Origin of the sequence: Allofustis seminis DSM 15817 (assembly GCF_000374325.1) — a bacterium.
Lineage (GTDB): Bacteria > Bacillota > Bacilli > Lactobacillales > Carnobacteriaceae_A > Allofustis > Allofustis seminis.
On sequence record NZ_KB894088.1, the window covers coordinates 1 to 23,100 of the forward strand.

General features: G+C 38.1%; 22 protein-coding genes, 1 tRNA gene and 1 rRNA gene. 14 read left to right on the forward strand and 10 right to left on the reverse strand.

Annotated features, from left to right (window positions below; translation table 11 throughout):
- The first annotated feature begins 166 nt into the window (after positions 1–166).
- Positions 167–282: ribosomal RNA gene (gene rrf / locus C231_RS0107055) — 5S ribosomal RNA — on the forward strand.
- 39 nt (positions 283–321) lie between these two features.
- Positions 322–395, forward strand: a tRNA-Arg gene (locus C231_RS0107060).
- Between the two features lie 186 nt (positions 396–581).
- Here C231_RS0107060 and spx read toward each other — a convergent pair.
- Positions 582–998, reverse strand: coding sequence for a transcriptional regulator Spx (gene spx, locus C231_RS0107065; RefSeq protein ID WP_018659922.1), 417 nt, complete (start codon positions 996–998; stop codon positions 582–584).
- A gap of 151 nt (positions 999–1,149) precedes the next feature.
- A complete protein-coding gene (locus tag C231_RS0107070) occupies positions 1,150–2,175 on the reverse strand; it encodes a Gfo/Idh/MocA family protein (RefSeq protein WP_018659923.1) in 1,026 nt (341 codons plus the stop codon).
- Positions 2,176–2,307: 132 nt separating this feature from the next.
- Between C231_RS0107070 and C231_RS0107075 the strand changes: the two genes are divergently transcribed.
- Positions 2,308–2,628 (forward strand): phasin family protein, encoded by a 321-nt coding sequence (locus C231_RS0107075; RefSeq protein ID WP_018659924.1) that lies wholly within the window; start codon positions 2,308–2,310, stop codon positions 2,626–2,628.
- Positions 2,629–2,662: 34 nt separating this feature from the next.
- Positions 2,663–4,273, forward strand: a complete 1,611-nt coding sequence (locus tag C231_RS08085; RefSeq protein WP_018659925.1) for an ABC1 kinase family protein — start codon at positions 2,663–2,665, stop codon at positions 4,271–4,273.
- 45 nt (positions 4,274–4,318) lie between these two features.
- Here C231_RS08085 and C231_RS0107085 read toward each other — a convergent pair whose 3' ends face one another.
- Genes C231_RS0107085 through C231_RS0107100 form a run of 4 tightly spaced genes read right to left on the reverse strand, consistent with a single transcriptional unit; the run spans position 4,319 to position 7,363 of the window.
- Positions 4,319–4,822 (reverse strand): hypothetical protein, encoded by a 504-nt coding sequence (locus tag C231_RS0107085; RefSeq protein ID WP_018659926.1) that lies wholly within the window; start codon positions 4,820–4,822, stop codon positions 4,319–4,321.
- The gene (gene floA / locus C231_RS0107090; protein ID WP_018659927.1) at positions 4,822–5,838 is read right to left on the reverse strand and encodes a flotillin-like protein FloA; all 1,017 of its coding nucleotides are present in this window, start codon (positions 5,836–5,838) and stop codon (positions 4,822–4,824) included. The genes C231_RS0107085 and floA overlap by 1 nt, the downstream gene beginning before the upstream one ends.
- Positions 5,839–5,871: 33 nt before the next feature.
- Positions 5,872–6,486, reverse strand: a complete 615-nt coding sequence (locus tag C231_RS0107095) for an NfeD family protein (protein WP_018659928.1) — start codon at positions 6,484–6,486, stop codon at positions 5,872–5,874.
- A gap of 49 nt (positions 6,487–6,535) precedes the next feature.
- The gene (locus C231_RS0107100; protein WP_018659929.1) at positions 6,536–7,363 is read right to left on the reverse strand and encodes an undecaprenyl-diphosphate phosphatase; all 828 of its coding nucleotides are present in this window, start codon (positions 7,361–7,363) and stop codon (positions 6,536–6,538) included.
- Positions 7,364–7,541: 178 nt separating this feature from the next.
- Between C231_RS0107100 and C231_RS0107105 the strand changes: the two genes are divergently transcribed.
- Both C231_RS0107105 and C231_RS0107110 read left to right on the forward strand, forming a co-directional pair.
- Positions 7,542–8,042, forward strand: coding sequence for a hypothetical protein (locus C231_RS0107105; RefSeq protein ID WP_018659930.1), 501 nt, complete (start codon positions 7,542–7,544; stop codon positions 8,040–8,042).
- Positions 8,043–8,229: 187 nt separating this feature from the next.
- Positions 8,230–9,555, forward strand: a complete 1,326-nt coding sequence (locus tag C231_RS0107110; protein ID WP_018659931.1) for a C1 family peptidase — start codon at positions 8,230–8,232, stop codon at positions 9,553–9,555.
- Between the two features lie 104 nt (positions 9,556–9,659).
- On the opposite strand, the gene C231_RS0107115 is transcribed toward C231_RS0107110, so the two are convergent.
- Positions 9,660–10,688 carry a lactonase family protein gene (locus C231_RS0107115; protein ID WP_018659932.1) on the reverse strand — a complete coding sequence of 343 codons (1,029 nt, stop codon included), beginning with the start codon at positions 10,686–10,688 and terminating at the stop codon, positions 9,660–9,662.
- A gap of 139 nt (positions 10,689–10,827) precedes the next feature.
- Between C231_RS0107115 and C231_RS0107120 the strand changes: the two genes are divergently transcribed.
- From C231_RS0107120 to C231_RS0107130, 3 genes are all read left to right on the forward strand, one after another.
- Positions 10,828–11,967, forward strand: a complete 1,140-nt coding sequence (locus C231_RS0107120) for an AI-2E family transporter (protein ID WP_018659933.1) — start codon at positions 10,828–10,830, stop codon at positions 11,965–11,967.
- 163 nt (positions 11,968–12,130) lie between these two features.
- Positions 12,131–13,855, forward strand: coding sequence for an ABC transporter ATP-binding protein (locus C231_RS0107125; protein WP_018659934.1), 1,725 nt, complete (start codon positions 12,131–12,133; stop codon positions 13,853–13,855).
- Entirely contained in the window at positions 13,855–15,696 is a 1,842-nt protein-coding gene (locus tag C231_RS0107130) for an ABC transporter ATP-binding protein (RefSeq protein ID WP_018659935.1), read from the forward strand. The genes C231_RS0107125 and C231_RS0107130 overlap by 1 nt, the downstream gene beginning before the upstream one ends.
- Positions 15,697–15,774: 78 nt before the next feature.
- Here the strand turns inward: C231_RS0107130 and C231_RS0107135 are convergent, their stop codons facing one another.
- From C231_RS0107135 to C231_RS0107145, 3 genes are all read right to left on the reverse strand, one after another.
- A complete protein-coding gene (locus C231_RS0107135; protein ID WP_018659936.1) occupies positions 15,775–16,128 on the reverse strand; it encodes an arsenate reductase family protein in 354 nt (117 codons plus the stop codon).
- A 75-nt stretch (positions 16,129–16,203) separates the two neighbouring features.
- On the reverse strand, positions 16,204–17,274 hold the full coding sequence (locus tag C231_RS08090) for an LCP family protein (RefSeq protein WP_018659937.1): 1,071 nt from the start codon (positions 17,272–17,274) through the stop codon (positions 16,204–16,206).
- A 91-nt stretch (positions 17,275–17,365) separates the two neighbouring features.
- Positions 17,366–18,001: a YigZ family protein gene (locus tag C231_RS0107145; RefSeq protein ID WP_018659938.1), complete on the reverse strand. Its 636-nt coding sequence runs from the start codon at positions 17,999–18,001 to the stop codon at positions 17,366–17,368.
- A 134-nt stretch (positions 18,002–18,135) separates the two neighbouring features.
- Between C231_RS0107145 and C231_RS0107150 the strand changes: the two genes are divergently transcribed.
- From C231_RS0107150 to C231_RS0107170, 5 genes are all read left to right on the forward strand, one after another.
- Entirely contained in the window at positions 18,136–19,488 is a 1,353-nt protein-coding gene (locus C231_RS0107150) for an ATP-dependent helicase ComFA (RefSeq protein WP_018659939.1), read from the forward strand.
- Complete coding sequence (locus C231_RS0107155) at positions 19,481–20,164, forward strand: ComF family protein (protein WP_018659940.1); 684 nt, start codon at positions 19,481–19,483, stop codon at positions 20,162–20,164. Before C231_RS0107150 ends, C231_RS0107155 begins: the two co-directional genes overlap by 8 nt.
- Positions 20,165–20,278: 114 nt before the next feature.
- The gene (gene hpf, locus C231_RS0107160; protein WP_018659941.1) at positions 20,279–20,839 is read left to right on the forward strand and encodes a ribosome hibernation-promoting factor, HPF/YfiA family; all 561 of its coding nucleotides are present in this window, start codon (positions 20,279–20,281) and stop codon (positions 20,837–20,839) included.
- A 121-nt stretch (positions 20,840–20,960) separates the two neighbouring features.
- Positions 20,961–21,569: a DNA-3-methyladenine glycosylase gene (locus C231_RS0107165; protein ID WP_018659942.1), complete on the forward strand. Its 609-nt coding sequence runs from the start codon at positions 20,961–20,963 to the stop codon at positions 21,567–21,569.
- A 165-nt stretch (positions 21,570–21,734) separates the two neighbouring features.
- On the forward strand, positions 21,735–23,081 hold the full coding sequence (locus tag C231_RS0107170; RefSeq protein WP_018659943.1) for an MATE family efflux transporter: 1,347 nt from the start codon (positions 21,735–21,737) through the stop codon (positions 23,079–23,081).
- Positions 23,082–23,100 lie beyond the last annotated feature (19 nt).

Here is a 23,100-nt window from a genome sequence, read left to right on the forward strand (position 1 = left end):
GATCAGGTAGATAGGTGGGAAGTGGAAGCATCGTAAGGTGTGGAGCGGACCCATACTAATCGGTCGAGGACTTAACCACTACGCGTAAGGGAAAGCGCGGTGTTGACGAAGTCGTGTTGAAGCAACGCTCTAGTTTTGAAAGAACAACGTTCTTTTTAAAGAAAAGTGTGGTGGTGATGGCCAGAAGGCACCACCTGTATCCATCCCGAACACAGCCGTTAAGCTTCTGAGCGCCGAGGATAGTGAGGGGTTTCCCCTTGTGAAAGCCGGACGCTGCCACGCTTTGATTTTTTTATAAGATATAATAATTGAGAAAATAATGCGCCATTGGCTCAACTGGATAGAGCATCTGACTTCGGATCAGAGGGTTAGGGGTTCGAATCCTCTATGGCGCGTTAATCATATTCAACAAAACTGCTTAGCACTTGTGCTAAGCAGTTTTGTTTTGCTTGACTGTATAGATAATATATCTTCATTTATTACTTGAAATTTTCTTAGACTAAATAAAAAAGCACATCTTACTATCAGTATGCGAAAAAACATACGCTACTTCAGTATAAGATGTACTTTTAATCATCGTATTATGCAGTCTCTTGATCGACAAGTGCAAGACGTTGTTGAATTTCTTTCAGTTCTAATGCACGCACTTTTCGCGGTAGAAACATTCGAATTTCTTCTTCATTATAGCCGATTTGCAAGCGACGCTCGTCCATGATAATCGGGCGACGAATAAGGCTAGGTTCTTTAACGAATAAGTCGAGTAACCCATTCATTGAAAGCTCCTCCAAGTCTACCTTGAGGTCCCGGTAGGCTTGTGAACGATACGAAATAATCTCTTCCGTTCCATCATCGGTCAGCATGAGAATTTCTTTTATTTCTTCTCGGGTGAGGGGTTCATGGTAAATATTTTTTTCGATAAAATCTAAACCATGGTCCTCTAACCAGGCTCTTGCTTTTCTACAAGATGTACAACTTGGGGACACAAAAAGTTTAATCATATTCTTCCTACCTCTTTTTAAAGCTTGCCATCGTCTAAAAAATAACAAACTTGTTATATAACACAATTATAGCAGAATAGAAAAATCTTTCAACCCTTAAAATTAAAAATTCATGAGAAAAAAAGCATTTGTAATAAAAATGTCCGAATATTTACATAAAAACAACATTTTTGTTCGGGTTATCATTTAATTTTTGTATAAGCTGATGCACATTTCGACTTAAGGTTAGCCATTTTTGATAATCACGTGAGAGATTTTGTTGGGCATTTTCTTGCATGACATGCGCAAATGCAGTGGCTTCGGCAAATAAAGGATTTTGCGACGGGAATGTTTTGGATGATATTTTTTCATTGTTTAAGTTATAAAGTTCGATGGTACCAATTTCCGAAACGCTATCGAAAACAAGCGTCTGGGCACCAAGATATATTTCTTGTTTATGCATGGAATGGCAACATTTCGAAACATAAATAGTCAAAAGAGCACCGTCATCATAAGTTAAAATGATTTGATTCACTAAGTCGATTTGATTCGGGCCATTAACTGTAAACATTTTTGCTGCACGAGGCTGTCCTAGAAGCGCCAACGCTAAATAAAGAGGATAAATGGACAAGTCCATCAATGTGCCACCGCTAAATTCAGGTGAGAATACATTTGGAACAGGCTTATGCTGCTCAAGGCTTTTTAGATATTGATCATAACGAGAAGAATATTGCCCCATTGTAAAATTCCCACCTAAAAAAGGTTTGTCATTTTTCTCCTTCAACTCCCAAAATAAGTTCTGCAAATATTTAAAGTCAGCGCTATGAATATGACGTGCTGCCTCAAATAGATAGACATTATTTTTTCTAGAAGCTTCTATCAAGGCATCCCACTGTTTGAGCGAGGTAACCATCGGCTTTTCGATAATCACATGTTTTTGATGTATGATAGCTTGGAGTGCTTGTTCATAGTGGAGACTATTGGGGCTTGCAATATAGACGGCATCAATTTCAGGATTTTGTAAAAGGTCGGCGAGGCGATTATAAGCATTATTTGCGTGCCATTTTTCGGCCCATTGCGTTGCCGTTTTTAGATTTTGCGAATAAATGGCTTCACAAGTATATTGTTTTGATGCAAGGGCAGCTTCGATAAATTGTTCAGTAATCCAACTGGTACCAATGGTGGCCAATTTTAGCATAATATCCCTTCTTCCTTTTTGCTAACCGTATCATAAATGACAAGCATGCACAATCCAGTAGCCGATAATTCTTTATAGAAATGAGTAGATGCGCTATAATGAACATGAATAAAATAGAAAGTAGGGATGAAAATGTTAGAAGATTTAAAACAATTAGGCTTAATCGGCTTGGGCGGAACTTTTTTGATTGCAGATAAATTAACAGAAAAAATTGAGGAATTAGTCAATCAAGGCAAGTTAACCGTTCAAGAAGGTAAAGAATTAACAGAAGAATTGATTCGTGAAAGTAAAGCAGATGCTGAAAAAGAAGGTAGCGAAAAAGTGAAAAAATTAATAGAAAATCTTGGGCTGGCACGTGCCGAAGATCTTAAACAATTAGTTTCACGCGTAGAAGCACTTGAAGCACATTTGAATATGAATGTAGAAAATACTGAAAAACAAACGGAAGAATAATCATAGCCTGAAAAAGTGATGAGGTGACAGTCCAGTGGGAGCGCCGGATCGAAAACGGGACCGCTTTGCAGAAATTGTAAAAGTGCTCGGCTCTTATGGTTTTGGGCATCTTTACCGAACCCGTCTATTAAATAAAGATGAAGCAAAAGATGCGAAACGTTTGCGCCTAGCTTTTGAAGAGCTAGGCCCTACGTTTATTAAATTCGGCCAAATTCTGTCAACCCGTCATGATCTGTTGCCAAAACAATACATTGATGAATTGAGTAAGTTGCGCGATCGCGTGCCACAATTCCCATTTGCGGAGGCCGTGCGTATCTTTAATGAAGATTTTCAAATTTCGCTGGACGAAGTGTTTGAATGGGTGGAAGAAGAGCCACTAGCAAGTGCATCAATTGCACAAGTTCACCGTGCAACATTGAAAAATGGCGATAAAGTGATTCTTAAGGTGCAACGTCCCGATATGGGCGAGTATTTATTACGCGATATTCAGCTTTTTGCAGAGGTGCTGGAGATGGTTCCAGGATTAATTCAAGACGTTGTAATTGATGCTCGAACTGCTATTTTGGAAATTGAGGCAACAACCCGTCGTGAACTTGATTTTCGCTTGGAAGCAGCAGCGATTGAAAAATTTCGCGAAAATAATAAATATCGAGCAGTAGTCGATGCTCCTAAGACCTATCCAGAATACACTTCTGCACGCATTTTAGTGGAGGAATATATCGAAGGAATTCATAATATGGATGTCCGCCAGCTGAAAGAAAAAGGCTATGATTTAGAAGATATCAGCCGCAAGTTGACCTATGTTTATTTATTGAATGTATTTGAGGATGGACTTTTTCATGCAGATCCACATCCAGGAAATTTAATTATTCGTGAGGGTAAGATTTATTTTATTGATTTTGGCATCTATGGAGAGATTTCAACGCAAAATCGCCAAGATTTATTTGATATTTTGCGGGCAGTCGTATTAGAAGATGTCGATCAGATGATGACAAAAATTTTACAAATGGCAATCATCCGAAAAAAAGTGGATCGGCTTCAATTGTATGAAGATATTCAGAACTTTTTCTATATGTATGCCAATATGAATCTCGATAAGATAGAAATTTCGGAGTTATTTTCGGAAGTGCTCAACATTTCGCGCAAACATGGTTTGGGTATGCCAAATGATTTTGTACTTCTTGCGAAATCGCTAACGGTCATTGAAGGGGTCGTTACGAATTTAAATGGCGAAATTTCTGTTATGGAAATTGCTCGCATGATTGTAAAAAATCAGTTGAATTGGAAAGAAATGTTGGCAGTATCTTCTTCTCTGGACCAACTCACATTGAAGACAGCTCAGATAGCGCAGCATGCTTTTGAGTTACCCCATCAATTATCAAAAGCATTGCAGACCGTTACGGAGGGGCGTTTTAAACTCCATTTTGAATTTTCTGATTATGAAAAGAAAGAACGTGCCGTCAACCAAATGGTCAATCGTATAGTTTTTGCGATTATTATTGCATCGCTTATTCTAGCTTCAGCAGTGATCGTTGTTTTTACTTCTGGGACTAATTGGTCAACAATTAGTATGTTCTTATTTATTGGAGCTGGATTTATGGGGTTGTGGTTATTGTGGTCGATATTTAAATCAGGAATGCTTTAAAAGCATAATAAAAAAGCTTTCGCAAGAATTTCTTGCGAAGGCTTTTTATTTTCGAAGCGATATTGGTTTATCAAGCAACTCTTTCAAAACAACCATGTGCGCAACAGACTCTGCTTTTCCTAACGATTTAATCAGTGCTGATCGCTTCTTATTTGATGAAGCATGCTGACAATTCTTCATTGCAGGTGTCCGCTTAATGGGTGTGGCAACTTTTTTATTGTCTATTTGTTGCATTTTTTCATCATATGCAGCACTTACTGTTGGTGCAGGATGTCGTTTTTTATTTCTTTTCTTTTTTTGTCTTCGTTTGCGTGCTTGATGAGTGACTTGTTGTTCTTTATTTTTTAAATGGGTTGCGGCAGTAGATTCACTAGAATGGACGAGAGCATCGGGATATGCTTTTTTCGATGGTCGTTTTTTTGCTGCTTTGCGCTGTGTTCTGTAGATAGCATCGCGTACTTTTTTGATTAAGAATATCAAGATAATAAGCGGTGCAATAAATACAATGAATATCCCGAGCAAGCCAAGCATGAACGATGGCAGTATCATTATTGATGATCCGTTTCAGTTGCAGAGGATTCGTCTTTTATTTCGCGCGACACAGCTTCACGCATGACAGTATCTGCTTGTACATTTTTTAATTGATAATAATCCATGACGCCCAGATTACCACTGCGAAGTGCTTCGGCCATTGCTAGCGGGATTTGTGCTTCTGCTTCAATAACTTTTGCTCGCTGTTCTTGAACGGAGGCAATCATCTCTTGTTCTTTTGCAATCGCCATAGATCGACGTTCTTCCGCTTTAGCTTGGGCGATTTTTTTGTCTGCTTCAGATTGTTCAGTTTGTAATTTTGCGCCAATGTTGCGACCGACATCTACATCGGCAATATCAATCGAAAGAATTTCAAAGGCAGTTCCAGAATCCAGCCCTTTATTTAAAACTGTTTGAGAGATAAGGTCCGGATTTTCGAGCACTTCAGTATGTCTTTTTGAGGAGCCAACGGTGGTTACAATGCCTTCACCAACACGTGCAATAATCGTATCTTCTCCCGCTCCACCAACAAGACGTTCGATATTAGCGCGTACTGTTACTTTAGCGCGTGCGATAATTTCAATCCCATCATTTGAAACAGCTGAAATATTCGGCGTTTCGATTACTTTAGGGTTAACGGATACTTGGACTGCTTCAAAAACATTACGTCCTGCTAAGTCGATGGCACATGCCTGTTCAAAAGTTAGTAAAATATTAGCACGTTCGCTGGCGATCAATGCATCGACCACGTCATTAATATTTCCACCTGCTAAGTGGTGTGCTTCTAGACTATTAACATCAATATCCAGACCAGCTTTCGTTGCTTTGATGAGTGGGCGGATAATTGAATTTGGATTAACGCGGCGTAAACGCATTCCCACCAATGTAAACAATCCGATTTTAACACCCGAAAAATAAGCAGTAATCCATAATCCTACCGGGATAAATCGGAAGAAAATAGATAATCCTGCAACAATGAGAACAACTATAATAATGAAGCCAGATAGTTCAGCATTTAGTAAAAGATCAAACATAAATATTATCTTCCTTTCTTTTTATTTCTTTTCTTAAGAGATTTTTCGAACAACAATTTTTGAACCGATAATTTGCTGGATTTCAACGCGAACCCCTTGATTTAAATGCTCTCCTGCCGTTATTACATCAATCACAGTTTGCGATGATAGTCGCACTTTTCCAGCAGGGCGAAGTGGTGTCGTTGTAATACCCGTCATCCCAATATGTGGAGTAGGTTTGACTTTTGCATCATGTGGCATCTCTTCTTTGGGCGTAAAGCTTGTTGATTTTAAAATGATTTTATTTGCATTTTTAGAGATATAGCCACTTTTGAACAATGCGAGAAAGAAGATAGCACTCATAATTAACGCTAAAATTAAATCAATTGCTGCTTGTACAGCATCGCCAGTTGTTTGGATTAATCCCCAATATAAGGATGCACCCCCTAAGATACCGATCAAGCCAAAACTTGGTATAAAAATTTCGAGCAATAATAAGATTAAGCCAATGGTAACGCCAACTACAGCTGGCCATGCGATTCCATTAGGTGAAAGATAGAAATAACCGACCAGTGCACTAATGGCTAATCCTATACCAGTTTTTGAAAAGGAGGTGAAGACTCCTACGAGAATAAAAATTAAACTCAGCGCCAACAAAATAAATTCCATCACCACTCCTCCTTTAAAGACCTCATATAGCTGCTAGGCATCAAGTAATTTAAGCAGCAATGAAGCCAAAGTATAAAATAACTAAAAGACCGACGACAATGCGATACCACCCAAAAGCACTGAAATCATTTTGTTTAATATAGTGCATTAAGAACTTAATCGCCCAAATAGAAACTAGGAAACTTACGACACATCCGACCAGCAAAATAATCAATTCAGATGTTGTAAATGCGAGTCCAAAGCCAATAAGTTTTAAAAGGCTAGCCCCTAACATGACTGGAATGGACATAAAAAAGGAAAATTCTGCCGCAAGTGGACGAGCGGTACCAATGGAGATGGCGCCGATGATGGTAGAGCCGCTACGACTAGTGCCTGGAATTAGGGCAAGCACTTGAAAAAGTCCGATCATAAAGGCACGTGGATAACTAACATCGTGCCAATTGAGGGCATTTTGCTTTTTATTTTTGTTTCGATATTCAATCAAAATGAATAAGACACCATAGACAATAAGCGCAATGGCAACGGTCTGCCAATTGAAAAAGCGCTCTTGGATGATGTCTTCGAATAAGACACCAACAACGCCCGCAGGAATAACACCAACGAGAACTTTTGCCCAAATTGAAAAAACTTCTTTGCGCTCTTTAGTTGTCGGTTGGGTAAATGGATTTAACTTTTGAAAATAAAGTAAAATCACCGCTAAAACAGAGGCGAGTTGAATGACTACGAAAAACATTTCTTTAAATTGTGGCGAAGCATCTAGCACTAAGAATTCATCAACTAAAAGCATGTGTCCCGTACTACTAATGGGCAGCCATTCGGTAATTCCTTGAACAATTCCTAATATAATAGCTTTAATAATTTCTACTAAAAAGTTCACAAAAATCTCCTTCTTACTTATAAGTTTCTATCATTATAAAGTAATTTGTGTCAAAATGCCATGAAGCGGTCATTATCTCTATGTAAAAGTTTCGTTAATGCCAAGAATTAGTGAGAAAAACTGCACGTTTATGTCTACTTTGTGGTACTCTTAAGATATGAAATTTAGGAGGAAAGACATGGCATTTGAACAAAAACAATTAGCAAAACAATCACAAAACAAAGTATTTTGGACGATCTTCAAATATTATGCAGTCGTCATCCCGATGATTTATCTACTTTTTCTTATGCCCAGTACAGTAACTTTTACTGCCAGTGGACCGATGATTGCTCCTTCAGAAACATTTAATTTGATGAAACAACTGCTTCTGCTAGGGATTGCTGGAATCGTGCGTGTTATTGATCCAAAAGCTAAGGCGAAAAATAAAGCGGGGGATCATTTTATGAAAATGATTATGGCCCAACAGCTACTAGCAAACAATCTTTTTGAAATCCTACTTGTAGTGCTAGCGTGGAATGAATTCCCGCGAGTGTTGGATGAAGCGCAGTTGACGGAGCAAGAACTTAAGCAGTGGCATTTTAAAAATAAGACCATTTATATTTTACTCGGCATAGTCATTGTTCTAACTTTATGTGTTGCATTTGTCCAGTGGAAATATGGTAAGGCTATGGGGATGTAGTGATCTTTGTGTAAGAAAAATGACGGATTGACACCGAACAAAGATTAGAATATCATGATAAAAAATAAGTATAAAAGCGAAAAAATGCAATGAAATAGTGCGTAACACTTGACTTTTAGAGTTGTCTAAATTATTATGTGTTCGTCTTAGTATTAAGAATAAATTTTTATTTAGAAAGAGTGATAAGATGTCACATATTACAAATGATTTATTAAAACAGTGGCGCTTGACTCCTAAAAATGTAGCTTCTCAAGCAGCAGTTACAAATAATGGCTTATATAAAGCGACTAAAAATATTCAAGCTGAAGTGGTGAATGATCACCTTTATTCCATTGAGGTCGATTCAGGAAAAGTGCCTAATCAACGACAATCTGGCCGTTGCTGGCTATTTGCGATGATGAATGTCTTAAGAGAAGATATTCGCAAAAATTTCAATTTAAAAGATGAAGGCTTTGAATTGTCCCAAACGTTTGTTTATTTTTATGACAAATTGGAAAAAAGTAATTATTTTTACCAAAAAATGATTGAAACAGCAGATAAACCACTTGATGATCGTTTAGTTTCTTTCTTATTGGAGAATCCTCAAGAAGATGGTGGACAATGGGACATGGCTGTCGCAATTGTTGAAAAATATGGACTTGTACCTCAAAGCGTTATGCCTGATACAGCCAATAGTAAAAATTCCAGCGCATTGAATGTTTATCTGAATAAAAAATTACGAATTGATGCCAAAGTGTTGCGTCGCCTCATTCATGAAGGCAAAACTTCAGAGGAAATCGCTGCTGTACGTGCTGAAATGCTGGGGCAAATTTATCATATCTTAGAAGAAAGTTTAGGAACGCCTCCTGAATCTTTTGATTTTTCTTATAAAGATAAAGAAGGACAATATCATCTGATCGAAAATGTGACACCGCTTGAATTCTATCATGACCATGTAAAAATGGATCTGTCAGATTATGTATCCATTATCAATGCACCTTCTGACAATAAAGATTATTATAAAACATATACTGTTGCACATTTAGGGAATGTTATTGAGGCACGTCCTGTAAAATATTTGAACTTGCCGACGAAAGAATTAAAAGAGCTGACGATCAAACAATTAAAAGATAATGAAATTGCTTGGTATGGTTGCGATGTCGGACAAGAATTGGACCGCGAAACGGGCTTGATGAGCCTAGATAATTATGCTATGAATGATCTATTTGGTGTAGATTTCCGTTCAAGTAAACAAGATCGTCTGGAATTTGGTGAGAGTTTGCTAACCCATGCGATGGCCATTTCTGGTGTGGAAATCAAAGATGACAAAATTATTAAATGGAAAGTGATGAATAGCTGGGGTGAAAAAACGGGCGACAAAGGATATTATGCCATGACTGATGAATGGATGGACGAATATACCTATCAAGTCGTTGTCAACAAAAAATATCTTAGCGCAGATCAATTGGCTATGTGGGAAAAAGCTCCTGAAGAACTTCCTGCATGGGATCCGATGGGGTCACTTGCAAATTAAAAACTAAAAATTATTACAATTATAAAAAGTCTACTGAAAGTATCAGCCACTGCAATGGTGTGCTAGTGCTAACTTCTCAGTAGACTTTTATTTTTATAGAAATCTTAGAAGCAGACACAGACGCCTTCTGGTACGAAAAATGATTGAGGTACTTGACGTAAGTGTCCCGTTTTATCATCACGTTCAAAAACAGTGAGATGTCCACTATCTTGATGTGCAACAATGAGCCATTGCTGTGAAGGATCAAGATTAAAGTCGCGAGGCGTTTGACCGCCGCTTTTTATATGTTGGGATAGCGTTAATCTACCATCATCTTCAACGCTAAATATCGCAAGTGTATGATCAGCGCGATTTGATGCATAGAGAAATCTTCCATCATGTGTAATCCGTAAAGCGGCGCCCCCTTCAGTATGTTCCACTCCTGCTGGCAATGTCGAAATGGTTTGCACTGCTTTAAATGTGCCAGACTCTGCTTGATAGGTTAAGACCATAATCTCACTTGAAAGTTCGCCAAATACATAAGCAACATGGCCATTGGGATGGAAAAGGAGATGTCGTGGTCCAAAACCAGCGGGCGTTTTGAAGACATGGAGTACTTCAAGGGGCTGGTCCGTATCATTGATCTGATATGTATAGATTTCGTCAGTGCCTAGATCACATGCTAGCACATATTGACGGTCAATGGAGAGATCAACATAGTGAGCATGTGGTGCTTGCTGATTGGTATGAATAGAAGAACCTTTATGCTGAATAGTTTGCAGATGAGTAAGCTGTCCTTTTATATTTGTTCGATAGACATCTACCGTTCCCTTGTGATAATTTGCAGTATATACAAGCATGCGCTCTTTATCAAAAGCGACATAGCAAGGGGAAGCACCTGGTGTAACACTTTCACTGACACGTTCCCAATGCCCTTTATTTTCAGCGAGTGCTACAATGCCACCATGATTATTTTCATTGACAATAGCATAAATAATCTGATGTATATCATCTTTTGTTAAATATGTCGGACTACCGATTTCCGCTACCAAATAACGGTCACTGAGCAGACCTGTTGTTGTATCTAGCATGACTTGATAAAGTCCTTCACTCGTATTGCGTGTATAAGTGCCAATGAGTGCAAATTCCTCCATTAAATATCACCCTTTAATTTATCATTAATTTTATTATAACAAATGCATATTTTATTCAAAAGAAAAGAAGTTATTGCCTAGGTGCAGGCTTTATTTGTGGTAGAATGCTTAATAAGGAATCTTAAAGGAGGAGAAGCCGATGCACGATGACCATCCTAATCATAAAAATTCACGCAGCTGGTTTTATCATGACATCTTAAATAATCGACTCACGACAACATTGCTGATTATTTTTTTGTTAATCTTAAGCTTATATTTAATTATGCAAATGAAAGAGATTTTTGTACCTATTGAGATTGCTTTAAGCATTATTGCGCCACCATTTTTAGTTGCAACATTATTCTTTTATTTGCTAAATCCATTAATTAAGCGTCTAACGCGCTATAATTTGTCGCGTAATATGGCAATTATTATTGTTTTCGTGGGAATTGTGGCAGTGATGGCTGGTTTCATTCATTTTCTCGTTCCAATTGTTCGTGCACAATTTGACACGCTGGCCCATAATGTCCCTATTTATATTGACAAAACATTGGCTGCACTGGATAGCGTGATCGCGATGGATGCCTTTAGTCAGACTGTTAAGCAGTTGCAGAGTATGGATGTGATGAATCAGATAACAGAACATGGTCAGAATCTATTCAATGCGACTCTTGGCAGTATTGGCAGTGTGATTGGTGCAATGACGACGCTATCTATTACATTGCTGACGGCACCATTTGTTTTGTATTATATGTTGGTTGATGGTGGCAATTTCAAAGATTTTTTAGTTCGCGCTTTTCCAACGAAAGCACGCCCTTATGTCGATCGCTTTTTAATTGAATCGCATAAACAAGTGGGTAGTTACATTCGTGGACAGTTGATTGTGGCAATTTGTGTCGCCATTATGTTTTATATTGGCTATTCTATTATTGGATTGGAATATGCCTTGTTGCTATCGATTAATGCGGGAATTTTAAATATGGTGCCCTATCTTGGTTCAATATTGTCAGCAGTTCCAGCACTTATTATTGGTTTTTTTGTTTCACCCGTAAAGGCATTACAAGTAGCATTAGTGCTAGTCATTGAACAAACGCTTGAAGGTCGTGTTATCTCTCCATTAGTTTTAGGGAATTCGCTTGAAATTCATCCGCTTGTTATTTTATTTATCCTTTTAATTTCAGGAGGTATTTTTGGTGTGATGGGCGTGCTATTAGCAGTTCCTGGTTACGCCATTTTAAAAATTTTAGTGACGATGGTTTTTGATTATTTGAAAGAAAATACCGAACTTTATCATGAATAATAAAAAAGACAGCAAACTCTTTATCAACAAGCGAAGTATGCGATAAAAGAGGGCGCGGTCTTTTTTAATTGGGACAAGCATAAGCAATATGATTGAATTCATGAGTATATGTTCACTATAATGAATAATACTTTATGTTTATAAATGAGGAGAAGGTGGTTTTTTGTTTGAGTTAGCCAAGAAGATGGACCCACGTCGCGTCACATTGGCTTTTATTTTCATTGTGATACAAGTGGTAGGTCTAATGTATACGCCGACTTTGACTGCAGATATTATTAACAATGGCGTAGCGACCGGCAATATTCAATATATCATTAAAACAGGTGTCGTGATGATTGTAGTAGCAGCACTTACTTTAGTAGCAGCGCTTTTAAATGTTTATTTTTCAGCGCAAGAATCACAGCATCTAGGTGAGACGATACGCAATCAATTATTCGAAAAAATCATGAGCTTCTCAAATGAAGAGCTTGATCATTTTGGCGTATCGACGTTAGTAACGCGTACAACCAATGATGTTACCCAATATCAAATTGTTATGATGTTTTTGCTTCGCTTTTTAATGATGGACCCGATTCGCGTTATTGTTGCATTTATTTTAGCATTTTTGCGTGAACCTAAAATGTCTTTTATCTTTTTTATAATGGGTCCGACGCTAGCAGGGCTTGTCTATATTGTGATTCGAACTGTTTCACCCAAATTTAGAATGCTACAATGGTTAACGGACCGCTTAAATCAAGTGTTTCGTGAGGGATTAACTGGTATTCGTGTCATTCGAGCTTTTAACAAAGATGAATTTGAAGAAAAACGCTTTGATGAAGTGAATGAAGAATATGCCGAAACGGCAATTCGTGCCCATACTGTCATGGCATTTTTGAATCCTTTGATGATTTTTGCGGTAAATGTTACGCAAATTTTAATTGTCTGGTTTGGTGCACAATTTATTAGTATGGATCTGGTACAAGTAGGAAACTTGGTAGCACTTAATAGTTATGCAATGAATATTTTAATGGGAATCATGATGTTTTCCATGGTCTTAATGCAATTCCCTAGAGCAAGTGTTGCAGCAGAGCGTATCTTGGAAGTGCTGCATACGGATTTGTCAATCGAAGAAGTTGAGCATCCAAAAGATATGGTGCCAGAGTTAGGAAATGTTACGGTTGAATTCCAGAATGTTTCCTTTTCCTATCCAGGAGCTGAAAAATATGCTCTAGAAAATATTTCATTTAAGGTAAGTGCGGGGGAACGTTTGGCGATTATTGGCGGAACGGGTTCTGGAAAATCTACTCTCGCAAACTTATTGCTACGCCTTTATGATGTTAATGAAGGACGTATCTTGATCAATGGTGTCGATATTCGTGAGATGTCGCAACATAATCTAAGAGAATGGGTAAATTATGCTACACAGAAAGCAGTATTATTTTCGGGAGATATTCGTCAAAACTTACGCTACGCCAATCCTGACGCTACAGATGAAGACTTGTGGCGAGCACTTGAAGTAGCTCAAGGGGCAGATTTCGTATCCGAATTAAAACAGAAACTTGAAGCACGCGTAGAGCAAGGTGGTAGCAACTTTTCTGGTGGACAGCGTCAACGTCTAAGTATTGCACGCACACTTGCTTCAAAAGCACCAGTGCTTGTTTTTGATGATTCATTTTCGGCACTTGATTTTAAAACAGATGCACATTTGCGCCGCGCGCTCAAGCCATTTACTCAAGCACAAGCAGTAATTGTCATTGCTCAGCGCATCAGTTCAGTTACAGATGCTGATCAGATTCTTGTATTGGATTATGGTCAACAAGTAGGACTTGGCACGCACCAAGAGCTAAAAGCAGCGAACAAAGTCTATCAAGAAATTATCGACTCACAAATGAAGGGAGACGATATTTAATGTCTAAGTCAAATAATGTCGCTTATTTGCGTGCACAAAAAGCTAATGATTTTTGGGGAACTATCAGACGGCTTGTTCGCTATATGTCGACACGATTTTGGGCCCTTTTAGCGACATTTATCTTTGCTAGTAGCGCTGCTGTTTTAAATGCGCTTTCTCCGCATATTGTAGGAAAAGCAACGACCGTTATTTATGAAGGACTAAAAGAAGGACAAGCCATGAAGGCTGCAGGACAAGTTATTGAACGATATCCTATTGATTTTGAAGCGATTAAACACATTGGCTGGATACTTTTTTGGATGTTTATCATTCGGTCCATTTTACGTTATTTGCAAGGCTATATTACGGGGATTGTTGCTCAGCGAACGGTTTATGATTTGCGCAAGGACCTCAAGGAGAAGATGGCACGTTTGCCTGTAGAATATTTTGATACACATTCGACAGGGGATATCATGTCTCGTGCTGTTAATGATATGGATCAAATTGCGAGTACATTACAGCAGTCGTTGGCGCAATTTATTATTGCGATTGTTATGTTTATATCGGTGCTGGCGATTATGTTGTGGGTCGATTGGCGTATGTCATTAATTGTGATTGCAAGTGTCTTATTTAGTTTGTTCTTAATAATGAATGCGGCAAGTCGCTCGCAGCGCCAATTTATTGCACAACAAAGAGAAATTGGCAGCATTAATGACTCAGTAGAAGAAATATTTTCTGGTCATACTGTCGTTCGGACGAATAATCGTGAAAAAGAAGAGTTTGAGAAATTTATTAAGAAAAATCATACATTATATAATGCCTCATGGAAGGCGCAATTTTTATCTGGTATTATGATGCCATTGGTGAATTTTTCGCGAGATTTAGGTTATTTTGGTATTGCGCTTTATGGAGGATTTGGCGTCATTCAGGGAACGATCCCTTTAGGCGTTGTGCAAGCTTTCATGCAATATGTGAACCAATTTTCACAACCCGTTCGTCAAGTGGCACAATTGGCAAATAATATTCAAGTAACTGTTGCAGCTTGTGAGCGTGTATTTGAGATTTTAGATGAACCGGAAATGGAAGTTACACTCAAAGCGGAACCATCACGTCCTGATGCATCGTCCATTATTGAATTTGATAATGTACAATTCGGTTATGATGACAACCCCGATGCTGAGCTTTTAATGACCCATTTCAATCTCAAAGTGTATCCTGGTCAAATGGTGGCCATAGTAGGCCCAACAGGTGCAGGAAAATCGACACTCATTAACTTGCTTGAGCGTTTTTATGATGTAAAAGGTGGAGCGATTTTCTATAAAGGAGAAGATATTCGCAGCATTCCACGTGAGCAGTTACGCGAAAAATTTTCGATGGTCTTACAAGATACATGGCTTTTTAATGGTACCATCTGGGATAATATAGCATATGGAAATGAACAAGCAACGGAAGAAGAGGTTTTAAGAGCATCAAAAGCGGCTTATGTTCATGATTTCGTTTGTCGACTACCAGAAGGCTATCGCACTATTTTAAATGAAGAAGGGACTAATATTTCGCAAGGGCAAAAGCAATTAATTACTATTGCACGTGCTTTTATTGCCAATCCTGAAATATTAATTTTGGATGAAGCAACGAGTTCAGTTGATACGCGTACTGAAGTTCATATTCAAAAAGCAATGAAAAATGTTTTGAAAGGCCGAACGAGCTTTGTTGTGGCACACCGTTTATCGACCATTCGTGATGCAGACTTAATTGTAGTTATGAATAATGGCGATGTAATGGAGACAGGCAATCATGAACAACTCATGGCACAGCAAGGTTTTTATGCGAGCTTATATCAAGCACAATTTGCAACAACATAATTAAAAAATAAAAAAAGGAGCCCCTTTTCAAGCTAAATGTGTAGGCATTTGGTATATGAAAGGGATGCTCCTTTTTTATTATGGAAGTAATGTGTCAGCCCATTCTTGCTCTTTAAATCCAATAAGCAAGAAATCATCACCGATAAGCAATGGACGTTTGATCAGCATTCCATTAGAGCTAAGAAGCGTCAGCTGTTCTTGTTCAGAGAGGTCCTTAAGTTTATCTTTTAAATGCAATTTTCGATAGACTTGGCCGCTTGTATTGAATAATTTTTTGAGGGGAATATTGTGCGCCTCATACCAATTTTTTAGTTCATGGACGGTTGGAGTCTCCTCAACGATATGTCGCGTGGAATAGTCAATGTGATGAGCATCGAGCCACTGTTTTGCCCGTTTGCATGTTGAACATTTTGGGTATTCAATCAATTGCATAAAATCGCCTCCTATGAGTTACTTCTAATATAAAAAATCCTCCAACAAAAAACAAGTTGGAGGATTAAGTATGATTTAGTCTTGATTTTCTTGGAAAGGGTGGATAAATTCTTCTGGCGTATAGTAATGATATTCGCCAACTTGATCGAGTGTCTCTTTTTCTGGCAATGAGAGGTGACGGCGCAATTCATTTTGAATATCCAAACGCGATTCATCGTATGCTTGCCATGCCCATAATTCTTGATCATAAATAGGGAAGTAGACAAGAGTGCCATCTTCTCCTCTTAAGTGAAGTGTTTTGATATTGTTAGAAGCGGCACCATATTTTGAAGCAACCGCTAAAATGTTAGAACTGGAAACGTTCGTAATTAAGTAAGAACGTATCGAATCAAGCACTTTTTGGATATTAGCTAAATTAGAAATAGATGCCAACTCTTTCGTCAGCGAAATGACGACTTCTTTTTGACGATCTTGACGCCCGAAATCTCCTTGGTTATCTTGATAGCGCATACGTGAATAGGCTAATGCTTCATCACCATTTAAACGTTGTTTACCTTTTTTGATATAAATGCGACTTCCATCACCTTTTCGATAATCCGATTCATCAAAATCAAAAGGAGAATTGACTGTTACTCCACCGACTGCGTCAACAAATTTAATTAAGCCTTCAAAATCAAGCACACCATAAAAATCAATTGGAATATCTAGATATTCGCTAACCATTTGGCGCGAGAGATCAATTTTACCGATCGCATAAGCAGCGTTGATCTTTTCCATGTGTCCATCGGGTAAATATACGATAGTATCGCGAGGAATCGAGACCATTTTAATGGAGTCTTTTTTAGGGTTGATCGTGGTCACAATAATAGAATCTGAACGGGAAATATTTTCTTCTTCAACATCGACTCCTAAGAGCAGCACCGAAAAAGGTTCACCATTGCGAATGCGTTCATCTAAGTCTTTTAATTGGTCTGCATCGACGGTGTCTGATACTGAAACATCATCGACAAAATTGCGAAAGATATTTCCATAATAGCCAGCGACCATACCGACTCCTAGGGAAAACATAGTGCCAATCATTAATAAAATATTATAAATAAAACGGCGACGCTTTCTTTTATATTTCGTGAGGCGGTCTTCATTCATTAAAATCATGTCCTTTATTTAATAAATTTTCTATGAGAGTATTCAAAACATTATTTTAGGACGAAATGATGATTTTTGCAACTGCACAATGTTATGATTGTGCATCAACTTCGATCCATCCGAATTGACCGATGACATAAGAGAATTGGTTATTTGTCCATTCAGTCACATGTTGCAAGAACACTTCTTTTTCTGAAATGGGAACAACACAAATAAATGTCACTTGATCAGTATATTCTATATCATGCAAAAGATATGTAGAATCGCGTAAGAGATTTTCGATGCGTCCGCTTTGAGGATAGCTGACGGTAATATGGATAAAGAGCTGGCGTTTTCGTTCGACAATTCCAATGGCAGCCAATGCATCATTGACGCTTCCGCTATATGCGCGGATCAATCCTCCCGCTCCTAACTTAATACCGCCAAAATAACGCGTAACAACTGCGGCCACATTTTTGACTTCTTTTTTCTTTAATATTTCTAACATCGGGACTCCTGCAGTTCCGCTAGGCTCACCATCATCATCTGCACGTTGCAATTCATCATTCATTCCAATGGTAAAAGCGGAGCAATTATGTGTCGCTTTCCAATGTTCTTTTTTTACACTATCGATAAAAGTGAGAGCTTCTTCTTTTGACTGCACACGTTTGAGATGTGTAATAAATTTTGACTTTTTGATTTCGATTTCATGGATGCCTTCTTTTTTAATTGTACGATAATTATCCATTTTATAATCTCCTCTATAACTATTCCCATTAAGTGTGCTTGAATTCTTAGATAAATGCAACGTTCAACTAAAAAAATAAAATAAAGTGCCAAAGATAATATAAATAATGTAGGGAAAATAAAGGAGTTATCAAGATGAGAGAATTATTAATCGGCCGGGAATTATTAGAGACCGAATTGCCAGATGATTTTTTTGAATGTGTCGCAAAAGATACATTAATAAGGCGCAGTGGCTGGGAAAAAATAAAAGACACTTATTACTGTCGCCGCTGCGGATCGTCAACTTATATTATGCAGCCGAGTTTTTGTATATGTCAAAAAGCATGTGGTTATTGTAGAAATTGTATGCAGCTTGGACGTATAAAAAAGTGTAGTATGCTTTATTCCCTTCCTACAAGTGATGAACCCCTTCCAGAAGCACGCCAGCATGCTTTGACTTGGGAAGGAACATTATCTACGCAACAGCAACATGCTTCAAAATCTATTTGTCAAGCAATACATTCTAAAAGTAAAGTGTTGCTTCATGCAGTGGCAGGAGCGGGTAAGACGGAGATGCTATTTGATGGCATTTATCAGGCGCTGCAAGCTAATTTGAGGGTGTGTATTGCTTCGCCGCGAGTTGATGTTTGCTTGGAATTAGCGCCACGATTTCGAGATGCCTTTAAAAAAACTGAACTAGCAGTTCTTCATGGAAAAAGTAAGAAATCTTATCGCTACACGCCCCTTGTAATTGCCACAACGCATCAATTATTACGCTTTAAAGAAGCATTTGATGTACTTATTATTGATGAGGTCGATGCTTTTCCTTATCATCATGAACCGATGCTAGCATATGGTGCTCAAAAGTGTGTAAAAAAAGAACATGCATTAATTTATTTAACGGCAACGCCAAGTTTGCAACTAAAGTGCCAATTTGATGCGTCACAAATTATTACATTACCCGCACGCTACCATGGTTATCCACTTCCTGAACCTCATCTTGTATGGTGTGGGCCATGGAAAAAAATATTACATCAAAAAAGAGCATACAAACATCCCTTAACAGTAAAAATTGCTGAACTTATTAAAAAGAAGCGGCGCTTTTTGGTTTTTTGCCCAGAAATTGAATGGATGGTCGCTTATGAAAAGAAATTACATCAGTTATTTCCGCATTGTGATTTTACAAGTGTCTCAGCTGAAGATAAGTTAAGGGAGGAAAAAGTATTAGCGATGCGTCAAGAAAGATATCAATTTTCGTTGACGACGACTATTTTAGAGCGTGGGGTTACCTTTTCTAATATTGATGTGCTTGTAATTGGTGCTGAAGATCGTCTATTTGATGAAGCTGCTTTAATACAAATTGCTGGTCGGGCCGGACGTGATTTTCGTTATCCAAAAGGAGAAGTTATCTTCTTTCATAATGGTCGTACACGATGTATGAATGCAGCCCAGAAACAAATTAAAAAACTTAATCAGCTTGCACGACAAAGGGGGTTGCTGCATGAATAAATGCTTAATTTGTGGGCAACAGCTACACTCATTTATCTCTTTAAGATTTTTCTTTTCTTTAAAAGAAGTCCCTAAAAGCTCTTTTTGTTCAAGATGCTGCGCCAAATTGACCCCGATTAATCAAGCGACTGCTTGTCCTGGTTGTGGGCGTTCTGGTCATATGAATGATACTTATTGTTCCGATTGTCAAAAATGGGCAAAGAAATATCCAGACATTTTAGTCAAGCATCGTGCACTTTTCGCCTATAATGATTTTGCAAAAAGTGTGATGGAACAATATAAATTTCAAAATGACTATGTATTAGCTCATGGCTTTGTTCCTTTTCTTCAGCGGATGATTCACACTTATCCTGAACATATGACGATTGTCCCAATTCCGTCCAGTGCGATTCATTTCAAAAAAAGAGGCTTTGTGCCAACAGAATGCTTATTAAAAACAAGTGGCCTTTCCTATGTGAAGTTATTGGTTCACTTAGGGGAGGCTGCCCAATCGGGAAAAACTCGAAAAGAAAGGCTGAGTACACCGCAACCTTTTAGGCGAATTGAAAATATCGATGTTCCACGTAAAGTGCTACTATTTGATGATGTTTATACAACGGGGCGTACATTATTTTATGCGAAAGAAATACTATCCCCTTATGTTGAATGTATCGAGAGTTTCAGTTTGTTTCGCTAAAGAAAACGCTTATATTTTTAAGTTGTTAAAAAAAGAGTATTCCGTTATAATATGGTTATAAATTAAAGAGAATCGAGAAGATTCTCGTTGAAAAAAGAGGGAAGGGTGAGTTATATGTTAAATTATAATATTCGTGGCGAGAACATTGAGGTGACACCAGCAATCCGCAACTATACGGAAAATAAAATCGGCAAAATCGAAAAATATTTTGAAGATGAGCCGAATGCTAGCGCCCACGTTAATTTAAAAACATATTCAGATCACACCGCAAAAGTTGAGGTTACAGTGCCACTTCCACATGTCGTTCTTCGCGCAGAGGAAACAACGGAAGACCTTTATGGAAGTATTGACTTAGTAGCGGACAAATTAGAACGCCAGATTAGAAAATATAAAACAAAAGTAAATCGCAAATTCCGTCGCCAACATGTTGATGAATTACAACCAATCGATCCTGATCTATGGGGCGGCGAAGAAGAACACGAAGAGCACAGCAGCAAAATTGTAAAAACAAAACGCTTTAATTTGAAACCAATGTCACCAGAAGAAGCTGTTTTACAGATGGAAATGTTAGGACATAATTTCTTCATTTTCCGTGATGCTGAAACAGATAGTAAAAATATCGTCTATAAACGTGACGATGGCGATTATGGTTTGATTGAAACAGATGAAGAATAAGTGATAATGTTGCAAATGATAAAAAGTTCGTTTCTTTTATAGAGGAACGAACTTTTTAATTCTTTATATTTTAGCAATTGGAAGAATGTTGTATGCATTCTTTTGCAGATAGGAGATTACAATGCATAAAATTCCATTAGCTTTTTATGAACAGGATACTTTGACAGTGGCGCATGCATTGATTGGGAAAATAATTGCACATGAGGTTAATGGGCAGACATATTATGCACGCATTACCGATTGTGAAGCCTATCCTGGCATTGTCGACAAAGCGAGTCATACATATGGTGGACGTCATACAAAAAGAACGCGAACATTGTACAAGCGTGCAGGTCATCTTTATGTTTATTTTGTATATGGTATGCATTGTATTGCCAATATTGTCTGTGGACCAGATGAATTAGGAGGCGGCGTGATGTTGCGTGCCGTTGAAGCAGTCAGTGCAAGGGATGAAATATTTTTTGCTTCGAATCGTTTTGGGAAAGCGCCATGCGATTTATCGTCATATCAACATAAGAATTTATTGAATGGCCCAGCAAAATTAGCCCAAGCCCTCCAAATTTCTTTAGCACAAGATGGCGAAGATTTATTAGGGGACACCATTTATTTAATCGATGATGGCTTCAGTGAATTTGAGGTTGGAACAACTGTCCGTATTGGCATTGATTATGCAGAAGAAGATGCACTTGCGCCTTATCGTTTTTTTATGAAGAAGGTAGTTGTAGATTAATAAAAATGATTTTCCTAAAATAGAGCAACATTGGGCATAGATGACTATTTTTCTGAGGGTATTGTACGTTATAAAAGAAAAAAGCAAACATTTCATGTTGTAAGTTTTTGCGTTTCATGTATTATGAATAATGATTTATTTTAGATTTAGAGAGAAGGTTTTGTTTTGGAACATACAAAAAATGATTTTTATAAAGTGATGCTTCAAATCGCGATTCCAGTTTCATTGCAAAGTCTGGTAACCTCTGCGCTGAACACATTAGATACTATGATGATTTCATCTCTTGGTGATGCAACGATTGCCGGTGTGGGCTTGGCTAACCAGGTATTTTTCTTCTTTATTATGGTATGTTTTGGTATCTCGACAGGGTCTTCTGTGATGATTTCTCAATATTGGGGACGACGCGATGCGCGAAATGCTCGCAGAGTAAATGGATTGGCAACGCTGATTTCTTTTGTTTTAGGACTTATTTTTACGTTAGCAGCCATTCTTTTTCCAGAACAGATCTTACAACTGATGACAAGTGATGCGGGAGTAGTTGCAGAAGGTGCTCGTTATTTAAAAGTGATTGCACTGACCTATATTCTAGGAGGATTAACTTTTTCGTTGGGGAATTCGTTGCGTAGTACGGGGGATCCGCGTACGCCACTATTTGCTTCGATTGTAGGCTTTGTATTGAATGCTTTCTTTAATTATGTCTTTATTTTTGGAGCATTAGGTTTTCCACGACTTGGCGTTGTAGGGGCAGCCGTTGGAACATTGATTGCACGTACGGCAGAATTTTTAGTTATTATCTATGTTATTAAAACATATGATGGTCCATTAAATGCATCTATTAAAGAAAGTTTGGATTTCGATAAAGCATTTCTTGTTCGTTTCAAAACGATCGTCTGGCCTGTTATTTTTAATGAAACATTTTGGGCACTTGGTCAAGTATTATATAGTGTCGCCTATGCAATTGTCGGTCGTGAAGCAACAGCAGCAGTACAAGTAACTGTCGCTATTCAAAATATTGCATTCGTTGTGGTTCGTGGATTAGGATCTAGTTGTACCATTATGATTGGCAATAGCATTGGACGCGGTGATATTGAACAAGTTTATGATTATGCTCATCGTTTTATTAAGATCTCACTTATTACGGGACTAGTTATTGGGGTAACGATGGGGGTTACACCAGAAATTTCGTTGAAACTCTTTGGAACATTGAGTGAGAGTGTCCATCAGCTATCAGTGAATTTGTTGCGTGTTATGGGGGCTGCCTTTATTATGCGGGCCATGAACTCGATCTTAATTGTCGGAATATTGCGCGGTGGGGGCGATACACGCTACTCTATGATACTTGAGATGGGATGTGTCTGGCTTGTTGGAGTACCGCTTGCTTTTATTGGAGCGATCTTCCTTCACTTGCCTATTTATTGGCTAGTAGGTTTGGTTTCGGCAGAAGAGTTAGTCAAATTGATTTTTTCTTTCCGCCGCATCAGAACAAGAAAATGGGTTCACGAAATTGCTTAATAAATTTAATAATAAAAAG

Excerpts from the sequence above, each read along its gene's own strand:
- C231_RS0107115 (WP_018659932.1), bottom strand. The coding sequence starts at position 10,688 with ATGGAGGAATTTGCACTCATTGGCACTTATACACGCAATACGAGTGAA.
- C231_RS0107085 (WP_018659926.1), bottom strand. The coding sequence starts at position 4,822 with ATGATACTGCCATCGTTCATGCTTGGCTTGCTCGGGATATTCATTGTA.
- C231_RS0107095 (WP_018659928.1), bottom strand. The coding sequence starts at position 6,486 with ATGGAATTTATTTTGTTGGCGCTGAGTTTAATTTTTATTCTCGTAGGA.
- C231_RS0107070 (WP_018659923.1), bottom strand. The coding sequence starts at position 2,175 with ATGCTAAAATTGGCCACCATTGGTACCAGTTGGATTACTGAACAATTT.
- spx (WP_018659922.1), bottom strand. The coding sequence starts at position 998 with ATGATTAAACTTTTTGTGTCCCCAAGTTGTACATCTTGTAGAAAAGCA.
- C231_RS08090 (WP_018659937.1), bottom strand. The coding sequence starts at position 17,274 with ATGAATGAAGACCGCCTCACGAAATATAAAAGAAAGCGTCGCCGTTTT.
- C231_RS0107130 (WP_018659935.1), top strand. The coding sequence starts at position 13,855 with ATGTCTAAGTCAAATAATGTCGCTTATTTGCGTGCACAAAAAGCTAAT.
- floA (WP_018659927.1), bottom strand. The coding sequence starts at position 5,838 with ATGTTTGATCTTTTACTAAATGCTGAACTATCTGGCTTCATTATTATA.
- C231_RS0107150 (WP_018659939.1), top strand. The coding sequence starts at position 18,136 with ATGAGAGAATTATTAATCGGCCGGGAATTATTAGAGACCGAATTGCCA.
- C231_RS0107165 (WP_018659942.1), top strand. The coding sequence starts at position 20,961 with ATGCATAAAATTCCATTAGCTTTTTATGAACAGGATACTTTGACAGTG.
- hpf (WP_018659941.1), top strand. The coding sequence starts at position 20,279 with ATGTTAAATTATAATATTCGTGGCGAGAACATTGAGGTGACACCAGCA.
- C231_RS0107075 (WP_018659924.1), top strand. The coding sequence starts at position 2,308 with ATGTTAGAAGATTTAAAACAATTAGGCTTAATCGGCTTGGGCGGAACT.
- C231_RS0107145 (WP_018659938.1), bottom strand. The coding sequence starts at position 18,001 with ATGGATAATTATCGTACAATTAAAAAAGAAGGCATCCATGAAATCGAA.
- C231_RS0107110 (WP_018659931.1), top strand. The coding sequence starts at position 8,230 with ATGTCACATATTACAAATGATTTATTAAAACAGTGGCGCTTGACTCCT.
- C231_RS0107135 (WP_018659936.1), bottom strand. The coding sequence starts at position 16,128 with ATGCAATTGATTGAATACCCAAAATGTTCAACATGCAAACGGGCAAAA.
- C231_RS0107120 (WP_018659933.1), top strand. The coding sequence starts at position 10,828 with ATGCACGATGACCATCCTAATCATAAAAATTCACGCAGCTGGTTTTAT.
- C231_RS0107155 (WP_018659940.1), top strand. The coding sequence starts at position 19,481 with ATGAATAAATGCTTAATTTGTGGGCAACAGCTACACTCATTTATCTCT.
- C231_RS0107105 (WP_018659930.1), top strand. The coding sequence starts at position 7,542 with ATGGCATTTGAACAAAAACAATTAGCAAAACAATCACAAAACAAAGTA.